General features: G+C 64.6%; 12 protein-coding genes and 1 pseudogene. 10 read left to right on the top strand and 3 right to left on the bottom strand.

All coding sequences use genetic code 11. The features are described 5' to 3' along the window. The first annotated feature begins 266 nt into the window (after positions 1-266). Positions 267-2,522 carry an arginine/lysine/ornithine decarboxylase gene (locus tag KI242_RS17215; protein ID WP_212805378.1) on the top strand — a complete coding sequence of 752 codons (2,256 nt, stop codon included), beginning with the start codon at positions 267-269 and terminating at the stop codon, positions 2,520-2,522. A 14-nt stretch (positions 2,523-2,536) separates the two neighbouring features. Continuing rightward, positions 2,537-3,124, top strand: a complete 588-nt coding sequence (locus tag KI242_RS17210; protein ID WP_015635812.1) for a GNAT family N-acetyltransferase — start codon at positions 2,537-2,539, stop codon at positions 3,122-3,124. Here the strand turns inward: KI242_RS17210 and KI242_RS17205 are convergent. Together KI242_RS17205 and KI242_RS17200 are read right to left on the bottom strand one after the other, a co-directional pair. Next, entirely contained in the window at positions 3,121-4,014 is an 894-nt protein-coding gene (locus KI242_RS17205) for a LysR family transcriptional regulator (RefSeq protein ID WP_152686238.1), read from the bottom strand. The two genes, KI242_RS17210 and KI242_RS17205, sit on opposite strands and share 4 nt — an antisense overlap. A 93-nt stretch (positions 4,015-4,107) precedes the next feature. After that, positions 4,108-4,344 carry a hypothetical protein gene (locus KI242_RS17200; protein WP_011061572.1) on the bottom strand — a complete coding sequence of 79 codons (237 nt, stop codon included), beginning with the start codon at positions 4,342-4,344 and terminating at the stop codon, positions 4,108-4,110. Positions 4,345-4,572: 228 nt separating this feature from the next. On the opposite strand from KI242_RS17200, the gene KI242_RS17195 reads away from it, so the two are divergent. Beyond that, complete coding sequence (locus tag KI242_RS17195) at positions 4,573-5,130, top strand: NAD(P)H-dependent oxidoreductase (protein WP_011061571.1); 558 nt, start codon at positions 4,573-4,575, stop codon at positions 5,128-5,130. A 113-nt stretch (positions 5,131-5,243) separates the two neighbouring features. Further along, positions 5,244-6,529, top strand: a pseudogene (locus tag KI242_RS17190) (arsenic transporter). 58 nt (positions 6,530-6,587) lie between these two features. Here KI242_RS17190 and KI242_RS17185 read toward each other — a convergent pair. Further along, positions 6,588-7,541, bottom strand: coding sequence for a DUF1853 family protein (locus KI242_RS17185; protein WP_015635810.1), 954 nt, complete (start codon positions 7,539-7,541; stop codon positions 6,588-6,590). A gap of 162 nt (positions 7,542-7,703) precedes the next feature. On the opposite strand from KI242_RS17185, the gene KI242_RS17180 reads away from it, so the two are divergent. From KI242_RS17180 to pepN, 6 genes are read left to right on the top strand one after another with little or no spacing between them, the layout of a single operon-like run. Continuing rightward, a complete protein-coding gene (locus KI242_RS17180) occupies positions 7,704-8,594 on the top strand; it encodes an NAD(+) kinase (protein WP_007920913.1) in 891 nt (296 codons plus the stop codon). Beyond that, the gene (locus tag KI242_RS17175) at positions 8,591-9,565 is read left to right on the top strand and encodes a metallophosphoesterase (protein ID WP_173476953.1); all 975 of its coding nucleotides are present in this window, start codon (positions 8,591-8,593) and stop codon (positions 9,563-9,565) included. The genes KI242_RS17180 and KI242_RS17175 overlap by 4 nt, the downstream gene beginning before the upstream one ends. Further along, the gene (locus KI242_RS17170; RefSeq protein WP_212805377.1) at positions 9,562-10,428 is read left to right on the top strand and encodes a rhomboid family intramembrane serine protease; all 867 of its coding nucleotides are present in this window, start codon (positions 9,562-9,564) and stop codon (positions 10,426-10,428) included. Before KI242_RS17175 ends, KI242_RS17170 begins: the two co-directional genes overlap by 4 nt. A gap of 15 nt (positions 10,429-10,443) precedes the next feature. Further along, positions 10,444-10,704, top strand: coding sequence for a DUF1315 family protein (locus tag KI242_RS17165; RefSeq protein ID WP_011061566.1), 261 nt, complete (start codon positions 10,444-10,446; stop codon positions 10,702-10,704). Further along, positions 10,701-11,531, top strand: coding sequence for a DUF2797 domain-containing protein (locus tag KI242_RS17160; protein WP_041118465.1), 831 nt, complete (start codon positions 10,701-10,703; stop codon positions 11,529-11,531). The genes KI242_RS17165 and KI242_RS17160 overlap by 4 nt, the downstream gene beginning before the upstream one ends. 12 nt (positions 11,532-11,543) lie before the next feature. Beyond that, positions 11,544-14,201 (top strand): aminopeptidase N, encoded by a 2,658-nt coding sequence (gene pepN, locus KI242_RS17155; RefSeq protein WP_015635807.1) that lies wholly within the window; start codon positions 11,544-11,546, stop codon positions 14,199-14,201. The last annotated feature ends 97 nt before the right edge of the window (positions 14,202-14,298 follow it).

Raw genomic sequence — 14,298 nt, 5'->3', positions numbered from 1 at the left:
CGGCGCCGTAGGAGGCGCCGCGATATTGAGGGCCGCAGGGGCCTGGCGGGAGATCGCCAGGCAAGGCCCTTCGGTCCTTTTCGCAGCTTCGCAGGCCCAGCAGCGGCTACAGGCGTGTTTGGGGCGTGGCTCGGAATGGACCGGCAATTGTTCCAGAGCGACGTTTTGTTACACCCAGCCCATGCCTGGGGTGACACGAAGCGTGCGCAGCTTCTACCCTGAGTTGATTGGCGGGGCCTGCCCGCCGTTTCAGGACACTGAGCCCCATGTATAAAGACCTGCAGTTTCCGATCCTGATCGTGCATCGCGACATCAAGGCCGATACGGTCGCGGGGGACCGGGTCAGGGGGATCGCCCGGGAACTGGAAAAGGACGGGTTCAGCATCTTTTCTGCGGTGGACTATGCCGAAGGGCGGCTGGTGGCTTCGACCCATCACGGCCTGGCCTGCATGTTGATCGCCGCCGAAGGGGCCGGGGAAAACAAGCACCTGTTGCAGAACATGGTGGAACTGATCCGCCTGGCGCGGGTACGTGCGCCGCTGCTGCCGATCTTTGCCCTGGGCGAGCAGGTGACCCTGGAAAACGCCCCCGCCGACGCCATGAGCGAACTCAACCAGCTGCGGGGCATTCTCTACCTGTTCGAGGACACGGTGCCGTTCCTGGCCCGGCAAGTGGCCCGGGCCGCGCGGGGCTACCTGGATGGCTTGCTGCCACCGTTCTTCAAGGCCCTGGTACAGCACACCGCCGACTCCAACTATTCCTGGCACACCCCGGGGCACGGCGGTGGCGTGGCCTATCGCAAGAGCCCGGTGGGGCAGGCGTTTCACCAGTTCTTTGGCGAGAACACCTTGCGTTCGGACCTGTCGGTGTCGGTCCCGGAGCTGGGGTCGCTGCTGGATCACACCGGCCCGCTGGCGGAAGCCGAGGCCCGTGCCGCGCGCAACTTTGGCGCCGATCACACCTTTTTCGTGATCAATGGCACCTCCACCGCCAACAAGATCGTCTGGCATTCCATGGTCGGTCGCGATGACCTGGTGCTGGTGGACCGCAACTGCCACAAGTCGGTGCTGCACTCGATCATCATGACCGGGGCCATTCCCCTGTACCTGTGCCCGGAGCGCAACGAACTGGGGATCATCGGGCCGATTCCCCTGAGCGAGTTCAGCGCCGAGTCGATCCAGGCCAAGATCGATGCCAGCCCGCTGACCCGCGGCCGGCCGCCCAGGGTCAAGCTGGCGGTGGTCACCAACTCTACTTATGACGGCCTGTGCTACAACGCCGAGCTGATCAAGCAGAGCCTGGGCAACAGTGTCGAGGTGCTGCACTTCGACGAAGCCTGGTACGCCTATGCGGCCTTTCATGACTTCTTCGCCGGGCGCTACGGCATGGGCACGTCCCGCAGCGCCGACAGCCCGCTGGTGTTCACCACCCATTCCACCCACAAGCTGCTGGCGGCCTTCAGCCAGGCCTCGATGATTCACGTGCAGGATGGCGGCGCCCGGCAACTGGACCGCGACCGCTTCAACGAAGCCTTCATGATGCATATCTCCACCTCGCCGCAGTACAGCATCATCGCCTCGCTGGACGTGGCTTCGGCGATGATGGAAGGGCCGGCCGGGCGCTCGCTGCTGCAGGAAATGTTCGACGAGGCCCTGAGCTTTCGCCGGGCCCTGGCCAACCTGCGGCAGAACATCGCCGCCGATGACTGGTGGTTCTCGGTGTGGCAACCGGAGCGGGTCGAGGGCATCGACCAGGTGCGCACCGAGGACTGGCTGCTGGAACCTGAGGGCGAGTGGCACGGTTTTGCCGGGGTCACCGATGACTATGTGCTGCTGGACCCGATCAAGGTGACCCTGGTCATGCCCGGCCTGACCGCGGGCGGCGCCCTGAGCGAGCACGGGATCCCGGCGGCGGTGGTCAGCAAGTTTCTCTGGGAGCGCGGGCTGGTGGTGGAAAAGACCGGGCTCTATTCGTTCCTGGTGCTGTTCTCCATGGGCATCACCAAGGGCAAGTGGAGCACGCTGCTCACCGAACTGCTGGAGTTCAAGCGCAACTACGACGCCAATGTCAGCCTGGCCAGCTGCCTGCCCAGCGTGGCCGGGCAGGACCCGCAGCGCTACCAGGGCATGGGCCTGCAGGACCTGTGCGACCAGTTGCACGCCTGCTACCGCAGCAACGCCACGGCCAAGCACCTCAAGCGCATGTACACGGTGCTGCCGGAGGTGGCCATGAAGCCTGCCGATGCCTATGACCATCTGGTGCGGGGCGAGGTCGAGGCGGTTTCCATCGATCAGTTGCAGGGGCGTATCGCTGCGGTGATGCTGGTGCCCTATCCGCCGGGCATTCCGCTGATCATGCCGGGCGAGCGTTTCACCGATTCCACCCGTTCGATCATCGATTACCTGGCCTTCGCCCGGGCCTTTGACAGCAGCTTCCCGGGGTTTGTCGCCGATGTGCACGGGCTGCAGCATGACGATCTGGGCGACGGGCGCCAGTACACCGTCGATTGCATCAAGGCATGAGGAGTTTCCCGGCCATGCAACCTGTTGTGAATCCCCGTTATCCGGGCCTGGCGGTGCGAGTCGCCGATGAGGGCTTTGCCGCTTATATCTGGGGCAGCGACTTCAGCTTCGAGGTCAGCGCCTATGCCGTGGCCGAACGCGAAGTGCCGGTGGCGGACTGGGCCCTGCGACGGATCGTGCCCTATCGCAAATGCTATGGCATCGACCCGGAGGAGTTCAGCAGCTACCGCAATGCCGCGGACAGCGAGATCTTCATGGCCTATCTGGACGACCAGCCGGTGGGCCATGTGGTGGTCAGCACCAACTGGAACGGTTACGCCCATATCGATGAGCTGGCGGTGCATGCGCCGGCCCGGCGCCACGGGGTAGCCAGGGCGCTGCTGGATGTGGCGCAGTTCTGGAGCCGCAGGAAAAAACTGCCGGGGATGATGCTGGAAACCCAGAACAACAACCTGGGGGCCTGCCGTCTCTACGAGCAATGCGGCTATGTGGTAGGGGGCGTGGACCACCTGCGTTACCGCGGTATCGACCCGCAGACCGCCGAGGTGGCGATCTTCTGGTACCGGCTGTTCGCCAATGAGCTGGAGGGGCCGGCGCTTTAACCTGCCAGCAGGGCCTCGGCCTGTTCCGTGAGCAGCTCCAGCAGGGCAGTGGTCAGCGGCGAGCTGTCGCTGCCGTGGCGCCGCAAGGCGTACAGCGTGACGCTGATGGGGGGCGACAGCGGGCACACATCGAGCCCGGCGCTGCGGGCGCCGACGGCGGTGAAGGGGTCGACGATGGCCAGACCTTCGCCAGCTTCCACCAGGCTGCGCATCATCTGATAGGTCTGCACCCGGGTCTGGATCACCGGGCTGGGGCGCAGGTTCTGCAATTTGCTGGCAAGCATCACGCTCAGCGGGTCCTGGCCCTCCAGGCCGACCATGGCCTGGCCGGCCAGATCCTGCAGGGCGACGTATTTCTGCTTGGGTTGCAGCCAGCCGTGGGGCGCCAGGAGAAACAGCTTGCCCTGGGCCAGGGCCTGGCTGTGGATGTCCGGGTGCTGCGGATCGTGCAGGCTCAGGCCCAGATCGCAGTCACGCAGCAGCAGGCTGTGGACCATGTCCCGGGTGCTCTGGCCGAGCAGGCTGCAAGGGGTGTCGGCGAAGCGCCGGCGCAGGGCGGCGATGCACTGGGGTAGCAGTTGGTGAACCAGCGGCGGGGTGCCGACGAGGCGCAGCGGTGGCGCCTGGTGGAACCTCAGGCTGTCGGCCAGGCGCTGCACGGGCTCGAAAGCGTCATACACCCGGGTGATGGCTCCCTGCAGCTCCCGGGCTTCACGGGTGGCCTGCAAACGGCCGCGAACACTGGCGAACAGCATGAAGCCCAATTGGCTCTCGGCGTCGCGCAGCAGGGCCTCGACCTCGGCCACCGAAAGTTGCAGCAGTTCGGCGGCAGTGCCCAGGTGAGCGGTTTGCAGGAGCGCCTGAATCACTTCGATATGACGTAAACGCATGCTTGAAGTCCATCTCCAGCCGTCGAGGGGGCAAGCAACGAATCCTAACCCAAGTGTGGCGACACAACAGCTGGCGATGATGCTCGCGAAGAATCACTGAGCTACATAGGTCTCGGGCTCGCGCACGATGGTTACATCCGACTGCACCAGCAGGAACTGGTTGTCATCGAGTTTCTTGACCCGGTCGCCGATGGCCAGGCGGTAGGTGGTCACGGGCTCCGATCCGGCCGCGCCGTCCTCCGGGGGCATGGATTCCTGGAATTCGTGCACTGAGTACACCCGTCCCTCGGCATCTCTTGCATGGAATTGTCCGACAAGTACTGCTGCCATTCTTTAGAGCCTCTGGAGATAAAACACGCAAATTCGGTGGTGTAGACCCGGTGTCCCCAGGGGAAGTTTTACCCCGGGAAAAAAATAATCCGCTACCGGTGCCAGCCTCGTTATCGCGGGCTCGCTGGCAACAGGCCATGGCTTGGGAATTATCGGGGTGGGGTAGCAGACATCACCTCGGGTCATCTATAACTAACACCTTCTTTACGCCAACGGTTGGAAACTCCCATGAGCAATGTCTACAAGGTCGCAGTACTGGTCGGCAGCCTGAGAAAGCAGTCCCTGAACCGCAAGGTCGCCCTGGCCCTGGCCGAGCTGGCACCTGCCAGCCTCCAGCTGGACATCGTCGAGATCGGTGACCTGCCGCTCTACAACGAAGACATCGATGCCACGCCACCGGCGGCCTACACCCGTTTTCGCGAACAGATCAGCGGCGCCGACGCGGTGCTGTTCGTTACCCCGGAATACAACCGCTCGGTACCGGCGGCGCTGAAAAATGCCATCGACGTCGGCTCGCGGCCCTACGGTAAAAGTGCCTGGAGCGGCAAGCCGGGGGCGGTGATCAGCGTTTCTCCGGGGGCCATTGGCGGTTTTGGCGCCAACCACCACCTGCGCCAGTCCCTGGTGTTCCTCAATGTGCCCTGCATGCAGCAGCCCGAGGCCTACCTGGGTGGCGCTGGCTCGGCATTCGACGAGGCCGGCAAACTGTCCGAAGCAACCCGGCCGTTCCTGCAGGGCTTCATCAACGCCTACGGGCAGTGGGTCGAGCAGCAACGCAAGGCCTGATTCCCCACCATTCCCTGCTGTCGCAGGAGCCGGCTTGCCGGCGAAGAGGCCCTTGAGTCCCGTGGGGCGCCTTCGCCGGCAAGCCGGCTCCTGCATACTCAAGACCCTCTCTCATGTTGATTGCCGTATCGATTTTCCTGCTGACCATTACCTTGGTGATCTGGCAGCCCAAGGACCTGGGCGTTGGCTGGAGCGCCGTGTTCGGCGCAACCCTGGCGCTGTTGTTCGGGTGGTGCAATGGGCGGATATCCCGGTGGTCTGGCAGATCATCTGGAATGCCACCGGTACCTTTGTCGCGCTGATCATCATCAGCCTGCTGCTGGACGAGGCCGGGTTCTTTGCCTGGGCCGCGCTGCATGTGGCGCGCTGGGGGCGAGGGCGGGGCAGGCGGCTGTTTGCCTTCATGGTATTGCTGGGGGCGCTGGTCTCGGCGCTGTTCGCCAATGACGGCGCCGCGCTGATCCTGACCCCCATCGTCATTTCCATGCTCCTGGCCTTGCGCTTTTCACCGGCCACGACCCTGGCCTTTGTCATGGGCGCGGGGTTCATTGCCGACACCGCGAGCCTGCCGCTGGTGGTTTCGAACCTGGTGAACATCGTCTCCGCGGACTTCTTCAAGATTGGCTTCAACCGTTATGCGCTGGTGATGCTGCCGGTCAACCTGGTGAGCGTGGCTGCCACCCTGGTGGTGCTGCTGTGGTTCTTCCGCCGCGATATCCCGCTGGATTACGACCCCCGACAACTGGCCGAGCCCGCCAGCGCCATCCATGACCGGGCGACCTTCATGGCCGGCTGGTGGGTGTTGCTGATCCTGCTGCTGGGCTGTTTTGCCCTGGAGCCGCTGGGCATTCCCATCAGCGCTATTTCCGCGGTGTGCGCGGCGCTGCTGCTGGCGATTGCCGCCCGCGGGCACCGGATCTCCACGCGCAAGGTGCTCAGGGAAGCGCCCTGGCAGATCGTGATTTTTTCCCTGGGCATGTACCTGGTGGTGTACGGCCTGCGCAATGCCGGGCTCACGGCGTACCTGGCCGGCTGGCTGGATGCATTTGCCGGCGGCGGGATCTGGGGCGCGGCCCTGGGCACCGGGTTGCTCACGGCGGGCTTGTCATCGCTGATGAACAATCTGCCGACGGTGCTGATCGGCGCCTTGTCCATCGATGCCAGCCAGGCCACTGGGGTGGTCAAGGAAGCGATGATCTACGCCAACGTCATCGGCAGCGACCTGGGGCCGAAGATCACCCCCATCGGCAGCCTGGCGACCCTGCTCTGGCTGCATGTACTGGAGCGCAAGGGTATTCACATTGGCTGGGGGTACTACTTCCGGGTCGGCATCGTGCTGACGCTGCCGGTGTTGCTGGCGACCCTGGCGGCCCTGGCGCTGCGCCTGTCTCTGATGTAGGCGCCGGCTTGCCGCATAGGGGCGTCTTCGCCGGCAAGTCCGCTCCTGCGGCAGATTGTCAGGAGGGCTGCGGGGGGACGTGGGGCCAGAGATCGGCCACCAGGAACAGGCGTTCGGCTTCTTCCCAGCCGCCTTCAGGGGTTTGCTCCAGGCGTACCAGCAACTGCGCCGGGGCCTGGGGGGCAAGTTCCGCCAGCCATTGCTGCAGTTGCGTGGCGGTCCAGGCCTGCTCGGCCGGGTAGTGGGCCGGCGCCAGCCAGGCGTGGCGGGGCAGGGGCTGCCAGCGCCCCGGGGCGCTCTGGGCGAAAAATGCCGGCCAGTCGCGCTGATGCAGCCAGCGCCCGCACAGGTGTTGCGGGTGGGCGCCCTGGGGCGGTTCGGCGCGACCCGGCCAGGGGTACAGCAGGTAGCCCCCCAGCCACAGGTGCGCGCTGAACTGGTGGATATCCAGTGCCGCCAGGGCTTCGCGGCTTTCGTCCCGGGCGGAAATCGGCAGTTGGTGCCCATCCAGGTGCGCCAGCTTGCGGTCCAGGCGGTCATGGCAGCCGGGGCCCAGCCATTGGGCGCTGTCCTGGCCATTGCCGGCCTGGGGGCCCAGGTACAGCTTGATCGCCAGTTCCAGGTGGTGCACGCCGTCACGGTCGCGCAGCAGCATGTCCAGTTCGCCCAGGGTGTGACCGCCGCGGCGGATTGGCAGGTTGGCCGCCAGCAGCTCGACCCCGGGGGCGTGGCGGACGGCAAATTGCCAGAGGCGTTCGTAATACAGGCCCAGGCGCCGGGTCGGGCCTTCGGCCAGCCACTGGCGCAGGGCGCGGCTGTCCAGGTCCTGGCAGCGCAGCCAGTGGGCCAGCAGTTGCGGCGCCTGGACCCAGTCGCTGCCGGCGAGCGGGTGGCGCTGTGGCCAGGGCGTGTGGCTGAGCATCGGCGGCGCGAGGATGACCCAGGCGAGGTCGCGGACTTCAGGTTGACGCAACTGGCGGGGAAGGCCGAGCAGATCAGGGAACAGGAGCATCTTGCGAGCATAGACGCAAACCCGGGCCGATCGCGATAAATGCGTGCCACTCGCAGTTGCGGCAGGGCTGGCTAAGCCCGTGTGGCTGAAAGGATTTTGTCTAACGCCGGGTTTCGCCCATAATCCTCCGTTTCGCCCGTACCCGAACCCCGCAGGAGCCCCATGGAGCAATTTCGCAATATCGGCATTATCGGTCGCCTGGGCAGTTCCCAGGTGCTGGACACAGTTCGCCGACTGAAAAAGTTTCTGCTGGCGCGGCACCTGCACGTGATCCTTGAGGACACCATCGCCGAAGTGCTGCCCGGCCACGGCCTGCAGACTTCCTCGCGCAAGTTGCTGGGCGAGGTCTGCGACATGGTCATCGTGGTCGGTGGCGACGGCAGCCTGCTGGGCGCCGCCCGGGCCCTGGCGCGGCACAACATCCCGGTGCTGGGGATCAACCGCGGCAGCCTGGGCTTTCTCACCGACATCCGCCCCGACGAGCTGGAGGTCAAGGTCGCCGAGGTGCTGGACGGCCACTACCTGGTAGAGAACCGCTTCCTGCTGCAGGCCGAGGTGCGCCGCCATGCCGAGGCCATCGGCCAGGGCGATGCGCTGAACGATGTGGTGCTGCACCCGGGCAAGTCGACGCGGATGATCGAGTTCGAGATCTACATCGACGGCCAGTTCGTCTGCAGCCAGAAGGCCGACGGCCTGATCGTCGCCACGCCCACCGGTTCCACGGCCTACGCCCTGTCCGCCGGCGGGCCGATCATGCATCCCAAGCTGGATGCCATTGTGATTGTGCCGATGTACCCCCATACCTTGTCGGGAAGACCGATCGTGGTCGATGGCAACAGCGAGCTGAAAATCGTCGTGTCCAAAGATATGCAGATCTATCCGCAAGTTTCCTGTGACGGGCAGAACCATTTCACCTGTGCCCCGGGCGACACCATCACGGTCAGCAAGAAGGCGCAAAAACTGCGCCTGATCCACCCGCTGGACCACAACTACTACGAGGTCTGCCGGACCAAACTCGGCTGGGGCAGCCGGCTGGGCGGTGGAGGCGACTGATGCTCGATCCCGCGCGTAGCTACGACCTGATCGGTGACGTGCACGGTTGCGCCCTGACCCTGGAGCACTTGCTGGAGCGGCTCGGTTATCACAAGCAGGCCGGCGTCTGGCGGCACCCGTCGCGCATGGCGGTGTTCCTCGGCGATATCATCGACCGCGGCCCGCGTATCCGTGAGTCCCTGCACATCGTCCACGACATGGTCGAGGCCGGTCAGGCCCTGTGCATCATGGGCAACCACGAGTTCAATGCCCTGGGCTGGAGCACTCCGGCGGCCGAAGGCAGCGGCAAGCAGTTCGTGCGCGAGCACACCCCGCGCCATGCCCGGCTGATCCACGAGACCCTGACCCAGTTCGAACAGCACCCGGGTGACTGGCACGATTTCCTGCAGTGGTTCTATGAGTTGCCGCTGTTCGTCGACGCCGGGCGCTTTCGCGTGGTGCACGCCTGCTGGGATGCGGGCCTGATCGCGCCGCTGCGCCAGCAGTACCCCAACGGCTGCATCGACCGCGAGTTCCTGCAGTCCGCGGCCGTTCCCGACAGCTTTGCCTGTACCGCCTTCGACCGCCTGCTGCGGGGCACCGACATGCGCCTGCCCCATGGCCTGACCATGACCAGCGGCGACGGCCTGACCCGCGCCTTCTTCCGTACCAAGTTCTGGGAAGACGACCCGCAGACCTACGGCGACATCGTGTTCCAGCCCGATGCCTTGCCCGAGCCTGTGGCCCGCACGCCGTTGTCCCCGGCCGAGAAGAACAGCCTGCTGCGATATGGCGCCGAGGAGCCGATGCTGTTCGTCGGGCACTACTGGCGCAGCGGCAAGCCGGCGCCGATCCGTCCCAACCTGGCGTGCCTGGACTACAGCGCGGTGCTCTACGGCAAGCTCGCCGCGTATCGGCTGGACCAGGAAACCCGCCTGGATCCGAATAAATTTGTCTGGGTCGACGTTGAACGGCCCGAGGTAGTGCGATGAGTGCGGTAGCGGTATTGCGCCTGCCCCTGGCGACGGACCTGAGCGGCTTCGTCAAGCTGCTGCAACGCATGCAGGTGCCTCACCGGGTCAGCGAGGAGGCGGGGGAGCAGGTGCTCTGGGTGCCGGAATCCATCAGCGAGGACGTGCGTGGCCTGTACCAGCGCTTTCCCCAGGGCGACCCCGATCAGCAACTGGACATTCCCCAGGCCAGTGCCCCGGCGCGCGCCGGCTTCGTCCAGCAACTGCGCAGCAGCCCGGTCACCGCGCTGGTCCTGCTCTTGAGCCTGGCGGTATGCGGTATCACCTTGCTCGGCGACAACCTGCAGACCCTGAGCTGGTTCACCTTCCTCGAGTTCCGCGTGGTTGGCGACTACATCCAGTTCAGCTCCCTGGCCGACAGCCTGGCAGCGGGGCAGTGGTGGCGCCTGGTGACGCCGATGCTGATCCACTACGGCTTCCTGCATATCGCCATGAACGGCATGTGGTACTGGGAGCTGGGGCGGCGCATCGAAATGCGCCAGGGCGGCATCAACCTGCTGGGCCTGACCCTGCTGTTCAGCCTGGTGTCGAATTACGCGCAGTACTACTTCAGCGGGCCGACCCTGTTCGGCGGCCTGTCCGGGGTGCTCTACGGCCTGCTCGGGCATTGCTGGATCTACCAATTGCTGGCCCCCAACCCCGTCTACCGCCTGCCCCGGGGCGTGCTGGTGATGATGTTGGTGTGGCTGCTGCTGTGCCTGTCCGGTCTGGTCTCGATGATCGGTTTCGGTGAAATCGCCAACGCCGCCCATGTTGGCGGGTTGCTTATCGGATGCCTCACCGGCCTGTTGGGCGGCTTGTATAGCCGCCGACGGGCCCTTTAAACGCTGGAGTCTTGTATGTCGTCCTTTGTTGAAATGATCGAAAACATCACCCCCGAGATCTACCAGAGCCTGAAACTGGCGGTAGAGATCGGCAAATGGTCCGATGGCCGCAAGCTCACCGCCGAACAGCGTGAACTGTCCCTGCAGGCGATGATCGCCTGGGAAATGCAAAATCTGCCCGAGGATCAACGTACCGGCTACATGGGCCCGCAGGAATGCGCCTCGAAGTCGGCGCCGGTGCCGAACATCCTGTTCAAGTCGGATGCCATCCATTGATCGAGATTGGCCGCGGCTCCATCAGTAAAATGTCGGCGCGCCTTGACGGGTCGAACGTTGAATACGCTTTTCGCCTGGGCGACAGCGAGGTACCGGTCAACCCCTTGATCGGCACCACGCTGCGCCTGGAATACCTGGGTGCGATCCATTGCAGCCATTGCGGGCGCAAGACCAAGACCAGCTTCAGCCAGGGCTACTGCTACCCGTGCATGACCAAGCTGGCCCAGTGCGATATCTGCATCATGAGCCCGGAACGCTGCCACTACGACGCCGGTACTTGCCGCGATCCGTCATGGGGCGAGCAGTTCTGCATGACCGACCACGTGGTCTACCTGGCCAACTCGTCGGGGATCAAGGTCGGCATCACCCGCGCCACCCAACTGCCGACCCGCTGGCTCGACCAGGGGGCCAGCCAGGCGCTGCCGATCATGCGCGTGGCGACCCGCCAGCAATCGGGCTTCGTCGAAGACCTGTTCCGTTCCCAGGTGGCCGACAAGACCAACTGGCGCGCCTTGCTCAAGGGTGATGCCCAGGCGGTGGACCTGGTGGCAGTGCGCGAGCAGCTGTTCGCCGCCTGCGCCGAGGGCCTGTTGGCCCTGCAGGAGCGTTTTGGCCTGCAGGCGATCCAGCCGGTGACCGATATCGAGCCTCTGGAAATCCGCTATCCGGTCGTGGAGTACCCGACCAAGATCGTCAGCTTCAACCTGGACAAGAATCCGATCGCCGAAGGCACGTTGCTGGGGATCAAGGGCCAGTACCTGATCTTCGACACCGGCGTGATCAACATTCGCAAATACACGGCGTACCAGCTCGCCGTGCATCAGTAGAAGGAATTCGCCATGCGCACCGACCAACCGAAGATGATCTACCTGAAGGACTATCAGGCCCCCGAGTACCTGATCGACGAGACCCACCTGACCTTCGAGTTGTTCGAGGACCACAGCCTGGTCCATGCGCAGCTGGTGATGCGTCGCAACCCGGCCCGAGGCGCCGGCCTGCCGCCCCTGGTGCTGGACGGCCAACAGCTGGAGCTGCTGTCGGTGAGCCTGTCCGATCAGGCCCTGAGTGCCAGCGACTACCAGCTGGACGACAGCCACCTGACCCTGCACCCGACCAGCGCCAGTTTCACCCTGGACACCAGCGTGCGCATCCACCCGGAAAGCAACACCGCCCTGGAAGGCCTGTACAAGTCCAGTGGCATGTTCTGCACCCAGTGCGAGGCCGAGGGCTTTCGCAAGATCACCTATTACCTCGACCGCCCGGACGTGATGAGCAAGTTCACCACCACCGTGGTGGCCGAGCAGCACAGCTACCCGGTGCTGCTGTCCAACGGCAACCCGATCGCCAGCGGCCCGGGAGAAGACGGCCGGCACTGGGCGACCTGGGAAGACCCGTTCATGAAACCGGCCTACCTGTTCGCCCTGGTGGCCGGAGACCTGTGGTGCGTGGAAGACAGCTTCCGCACCCAGAGCGGTCGCGACGTGGCGCTGCGCATCTATGTCGAGCCGGAAAACATCGACAAGTGCCAGCACGCGATGAACAGCCTCAAGAAGTCCATGCGCTGGGACGAAGAGACCTATGGCCGCGAGTACGACCTGGACATCTTCATGATCGTCGCGGTCAACGACTTCAACATGGGCGCCATGGAAAACAAGGGCCTGAATATCTTCAACTCCAGCGCCGTGCTGGCCCGTGCCGAAACCGCCACCGACGCCGCGCACCAGCGGGTCGAGGCCATCGTTGCCCACGAATACTTCCATAACTGGTCGGGCAACCGGGTGACCTGCCGCGACTGGTTCCAGCTGTCGCTCAAGGAAGGTTTCACAGTGTTCCGCGACGCCGGTTTCTCCGCGGACATGAACTCGGCCACGGTCAAGCGCATCCAGGACGTGGCGTACCTGCGGACCCACCAGTTCGCCGAAGACGCCGGCCCCATGGCCCACGCCGTGCGTCCGGAAAGCTTTATCGAGATCTCCAACTTCTACACCCTGACCGTGTACGAAAAGGGTTCGGAAGTTGTCGGCATGATCCACACCTTGCTCGGTGCCGAAGGCTTCCGTAAGGGCAGCGACCTGTACTTCGAACGCCATGACGGCCAGGCCGTGACCTGCGACGACTTCGTCAAGGCCATGGAAGACGCCAACGGCGTCGATCTGACCCAGTTCAAGCGCTGGTACAGCCAGGCCGGTACGCCGCGGCTGGCGGTCAGCGAGTCCTACGACGCAGCGGCGAAAACCTACAGCCTGACCTTCCGCCAGAGCTGCCCGCAAACCCCGGACAAGGTCGAGAAACTGCCGTTCGTGATTCCGGTGGCCCTGGGCCTGCTCGATAGCACCGGTGCCGACATGGCCTTGCGCCTGGCGGGTGAAGCCGCCGCCCAGGGCTCGTCCCGCGTGTTGTCGGTGACCGAGGCCGAGCAGACCTTTACCTTCGTCGACATCGCCGAACATCCGCTGCCCTCGCTGCTGCGGGGTTTCTCGGCTCCGGTGAAGCTGAGCTTCCCCTACAACCGTGACCAGCTGATGTTCCTCATGCAGCACGACAGCGACGGTTTCAACCGCTGGGACGCCGGCCAGCAATTGTCGGTGCAGGTGTTGCAGGAACTGATCGCCCAGCACCAACAGGGCCGGGCGCTGGTGATGGACGAACGTCTGGTGGCTGCCCTGGGCACTGTGCTCGCCGATGACAGCCTGGATCAGGCCATGGTCGCCGAAATGCTGTCCCTGCCGGGCGAGGCCTACCTCACCGAGATCAGCGAAGTGGCGGATGTCGAGGCGATCCACGCGGCTCGCGAGTTTGCCCGTCAGCAACTGGCTGACAGTCTGTTCGATGCCCTGTGGAAGCGCTATCAGGCCAATCGGCAGGTGTCCAAGGCCACCGCCTACGTGGCCGAGTCCGAGCATTTTGCCCGTCGCGCGCTGCAGAACATCGCCCTGTCGTACCTGATGCTGACCCACAAGCCCGAGGTACTGGCTGCGGCCATCGAACAGTTCGACAGCGCCGACAACATGACCGAGCGCCTGACCGCCCTGGCAGTGCTGGTCAACTCGCCGTTCGAGGCCGAGAAGGCCAAGGCCCTAGAAGTATTCGCCGAGAACTTCAAGGACAACGCCCTGGTCATGGACCAATGGTTCAGCGTGCAGGCCGGCAGCCCGTTGCCCGGTGGCCTGGAGCGGGTCAAGGCACTGATGCAGCACCCGGCGTTCAACATCAAGAACCCGAACAAGGTGCGGGCGCTGGTGGGGGCGTTTGCCGGGCAGAACCTGATCAACTTCCACGCCGCCGATGGTTCGGGCTATCGCTTCCTGGCGGACCTGGTGATCCAGCTCAACGGCTTCAACCCGCAGATTGCCTCGCGGCAACTGGCGCCGCTGACCCGCTGGCGCAAATACGACAGTGCCCGCCAGGCACTGATGAAAGGCGAACTGGAGCGCATCCGCGCCTCCGGCGAGCTGTCCAGCGATGTGTTCGAGGTGGTGAGCAAAAGCCTGGCCTGAGGCTTGTATCGCCCCCGGCATCGCCTTCGCTGGCAAGCCAGCTCCTACGGACCCAAACCACCGCATACCCCCTCTGTAGGAGCCGGCTTGCCGGCGA

The organism is Pseudomonas sp. Eqa60 (genome assembly GCF_018326405.1).
Taxonomy (GTDB): domain Bacteria; phylum Pseudomonadota; class Gammaproteobacteria; order Pseudomonadales; family Pseudomonadaceae; genus Aquipseudomonas; species Aquipseudomonas protegens.
The sequence above is the reverse complement of the archived record's forward strand: the minus strand, read 5'-3'. Positions and strand labels throughout refer to the sequence as shown.

What these genes read in the sequence shown, in the direction of transcription:
- KI242_RS17215 (WP_212805378.1), top strand. Translation starts at nt 267, where the DNA reads ATGTATAAAGACCTGCAGTTTCCGATCCTGATCGTGCATCGCGACATC.
- KI242_RS17210 (WP_015635812.1), top strand. Translation starts at nt 2,537, where the DNA reads ATGCAACCTGTTGTGAATCCCCGTTATCCGGGCCTGGCGGTGCGAGTC.
- KI242_RS17205 (WP_152686238.1), bottom strand. Translation starts at nt 4,014, where the DNA reads ATGCGTTTACGTCATATCGAAGTGATTCAGGCGCTCCTGCAAACCGCT.
- KI242_RS17200 (WP_011061572.1), bottom strand. Translation starts at nt 4,344, where the DNA reads ATGGCAGCAGTACTTGTCGGACAATTCCATGCAAGAGATGCCGAGGGA.
- KI242_RS17195 (WP_011061571.1), top strand. Translation starts at nt 4,573, where the DNA reads ATGAGCAATGTCTACAAGGTCGCAGTACTGGTCGGCAGCCTGAGAAAG.
- KI242_RS17185 (WP_015635810.1), bottom strand. Translation starts at nt 7,541, where the DNA reads ATGCTCCTGTTCCCTGATCTGCTCGGCCTTCCCCGCCAGTTGCGTCAA.
- KI242_RS17180 (WP_007920913.1), top strand. Translation starts at nt 7,704, where the DNA reads ATGGAGCAATTTCGCAATATCGGCATTATCGGTCGCCTGGGCAGTTCC.
- KI242_RS17170 (WP_212805377.1), top strand. Translation starts at nt 9,562, where the DNA reads ATGAGTGCGGTAGCGGTATTGCGCCTGCCCCTGGCGACGGACCTGAGC.
- KI242_RS17165 (WP_011061566.1), top strand. Translation starts at nt 10,444, where the DNA reads ATGTCGTCCTTTGTTGAAATGATCGAAAACATCACCCCCGAGATCTAC.
- pepN (WP_015635807.1), top strand. Translation starts at nt 11,544, where the DNA reads ATGCGCACCGACCAACCGAAGATGATCTACCTGAAGGACTATCAGGCC.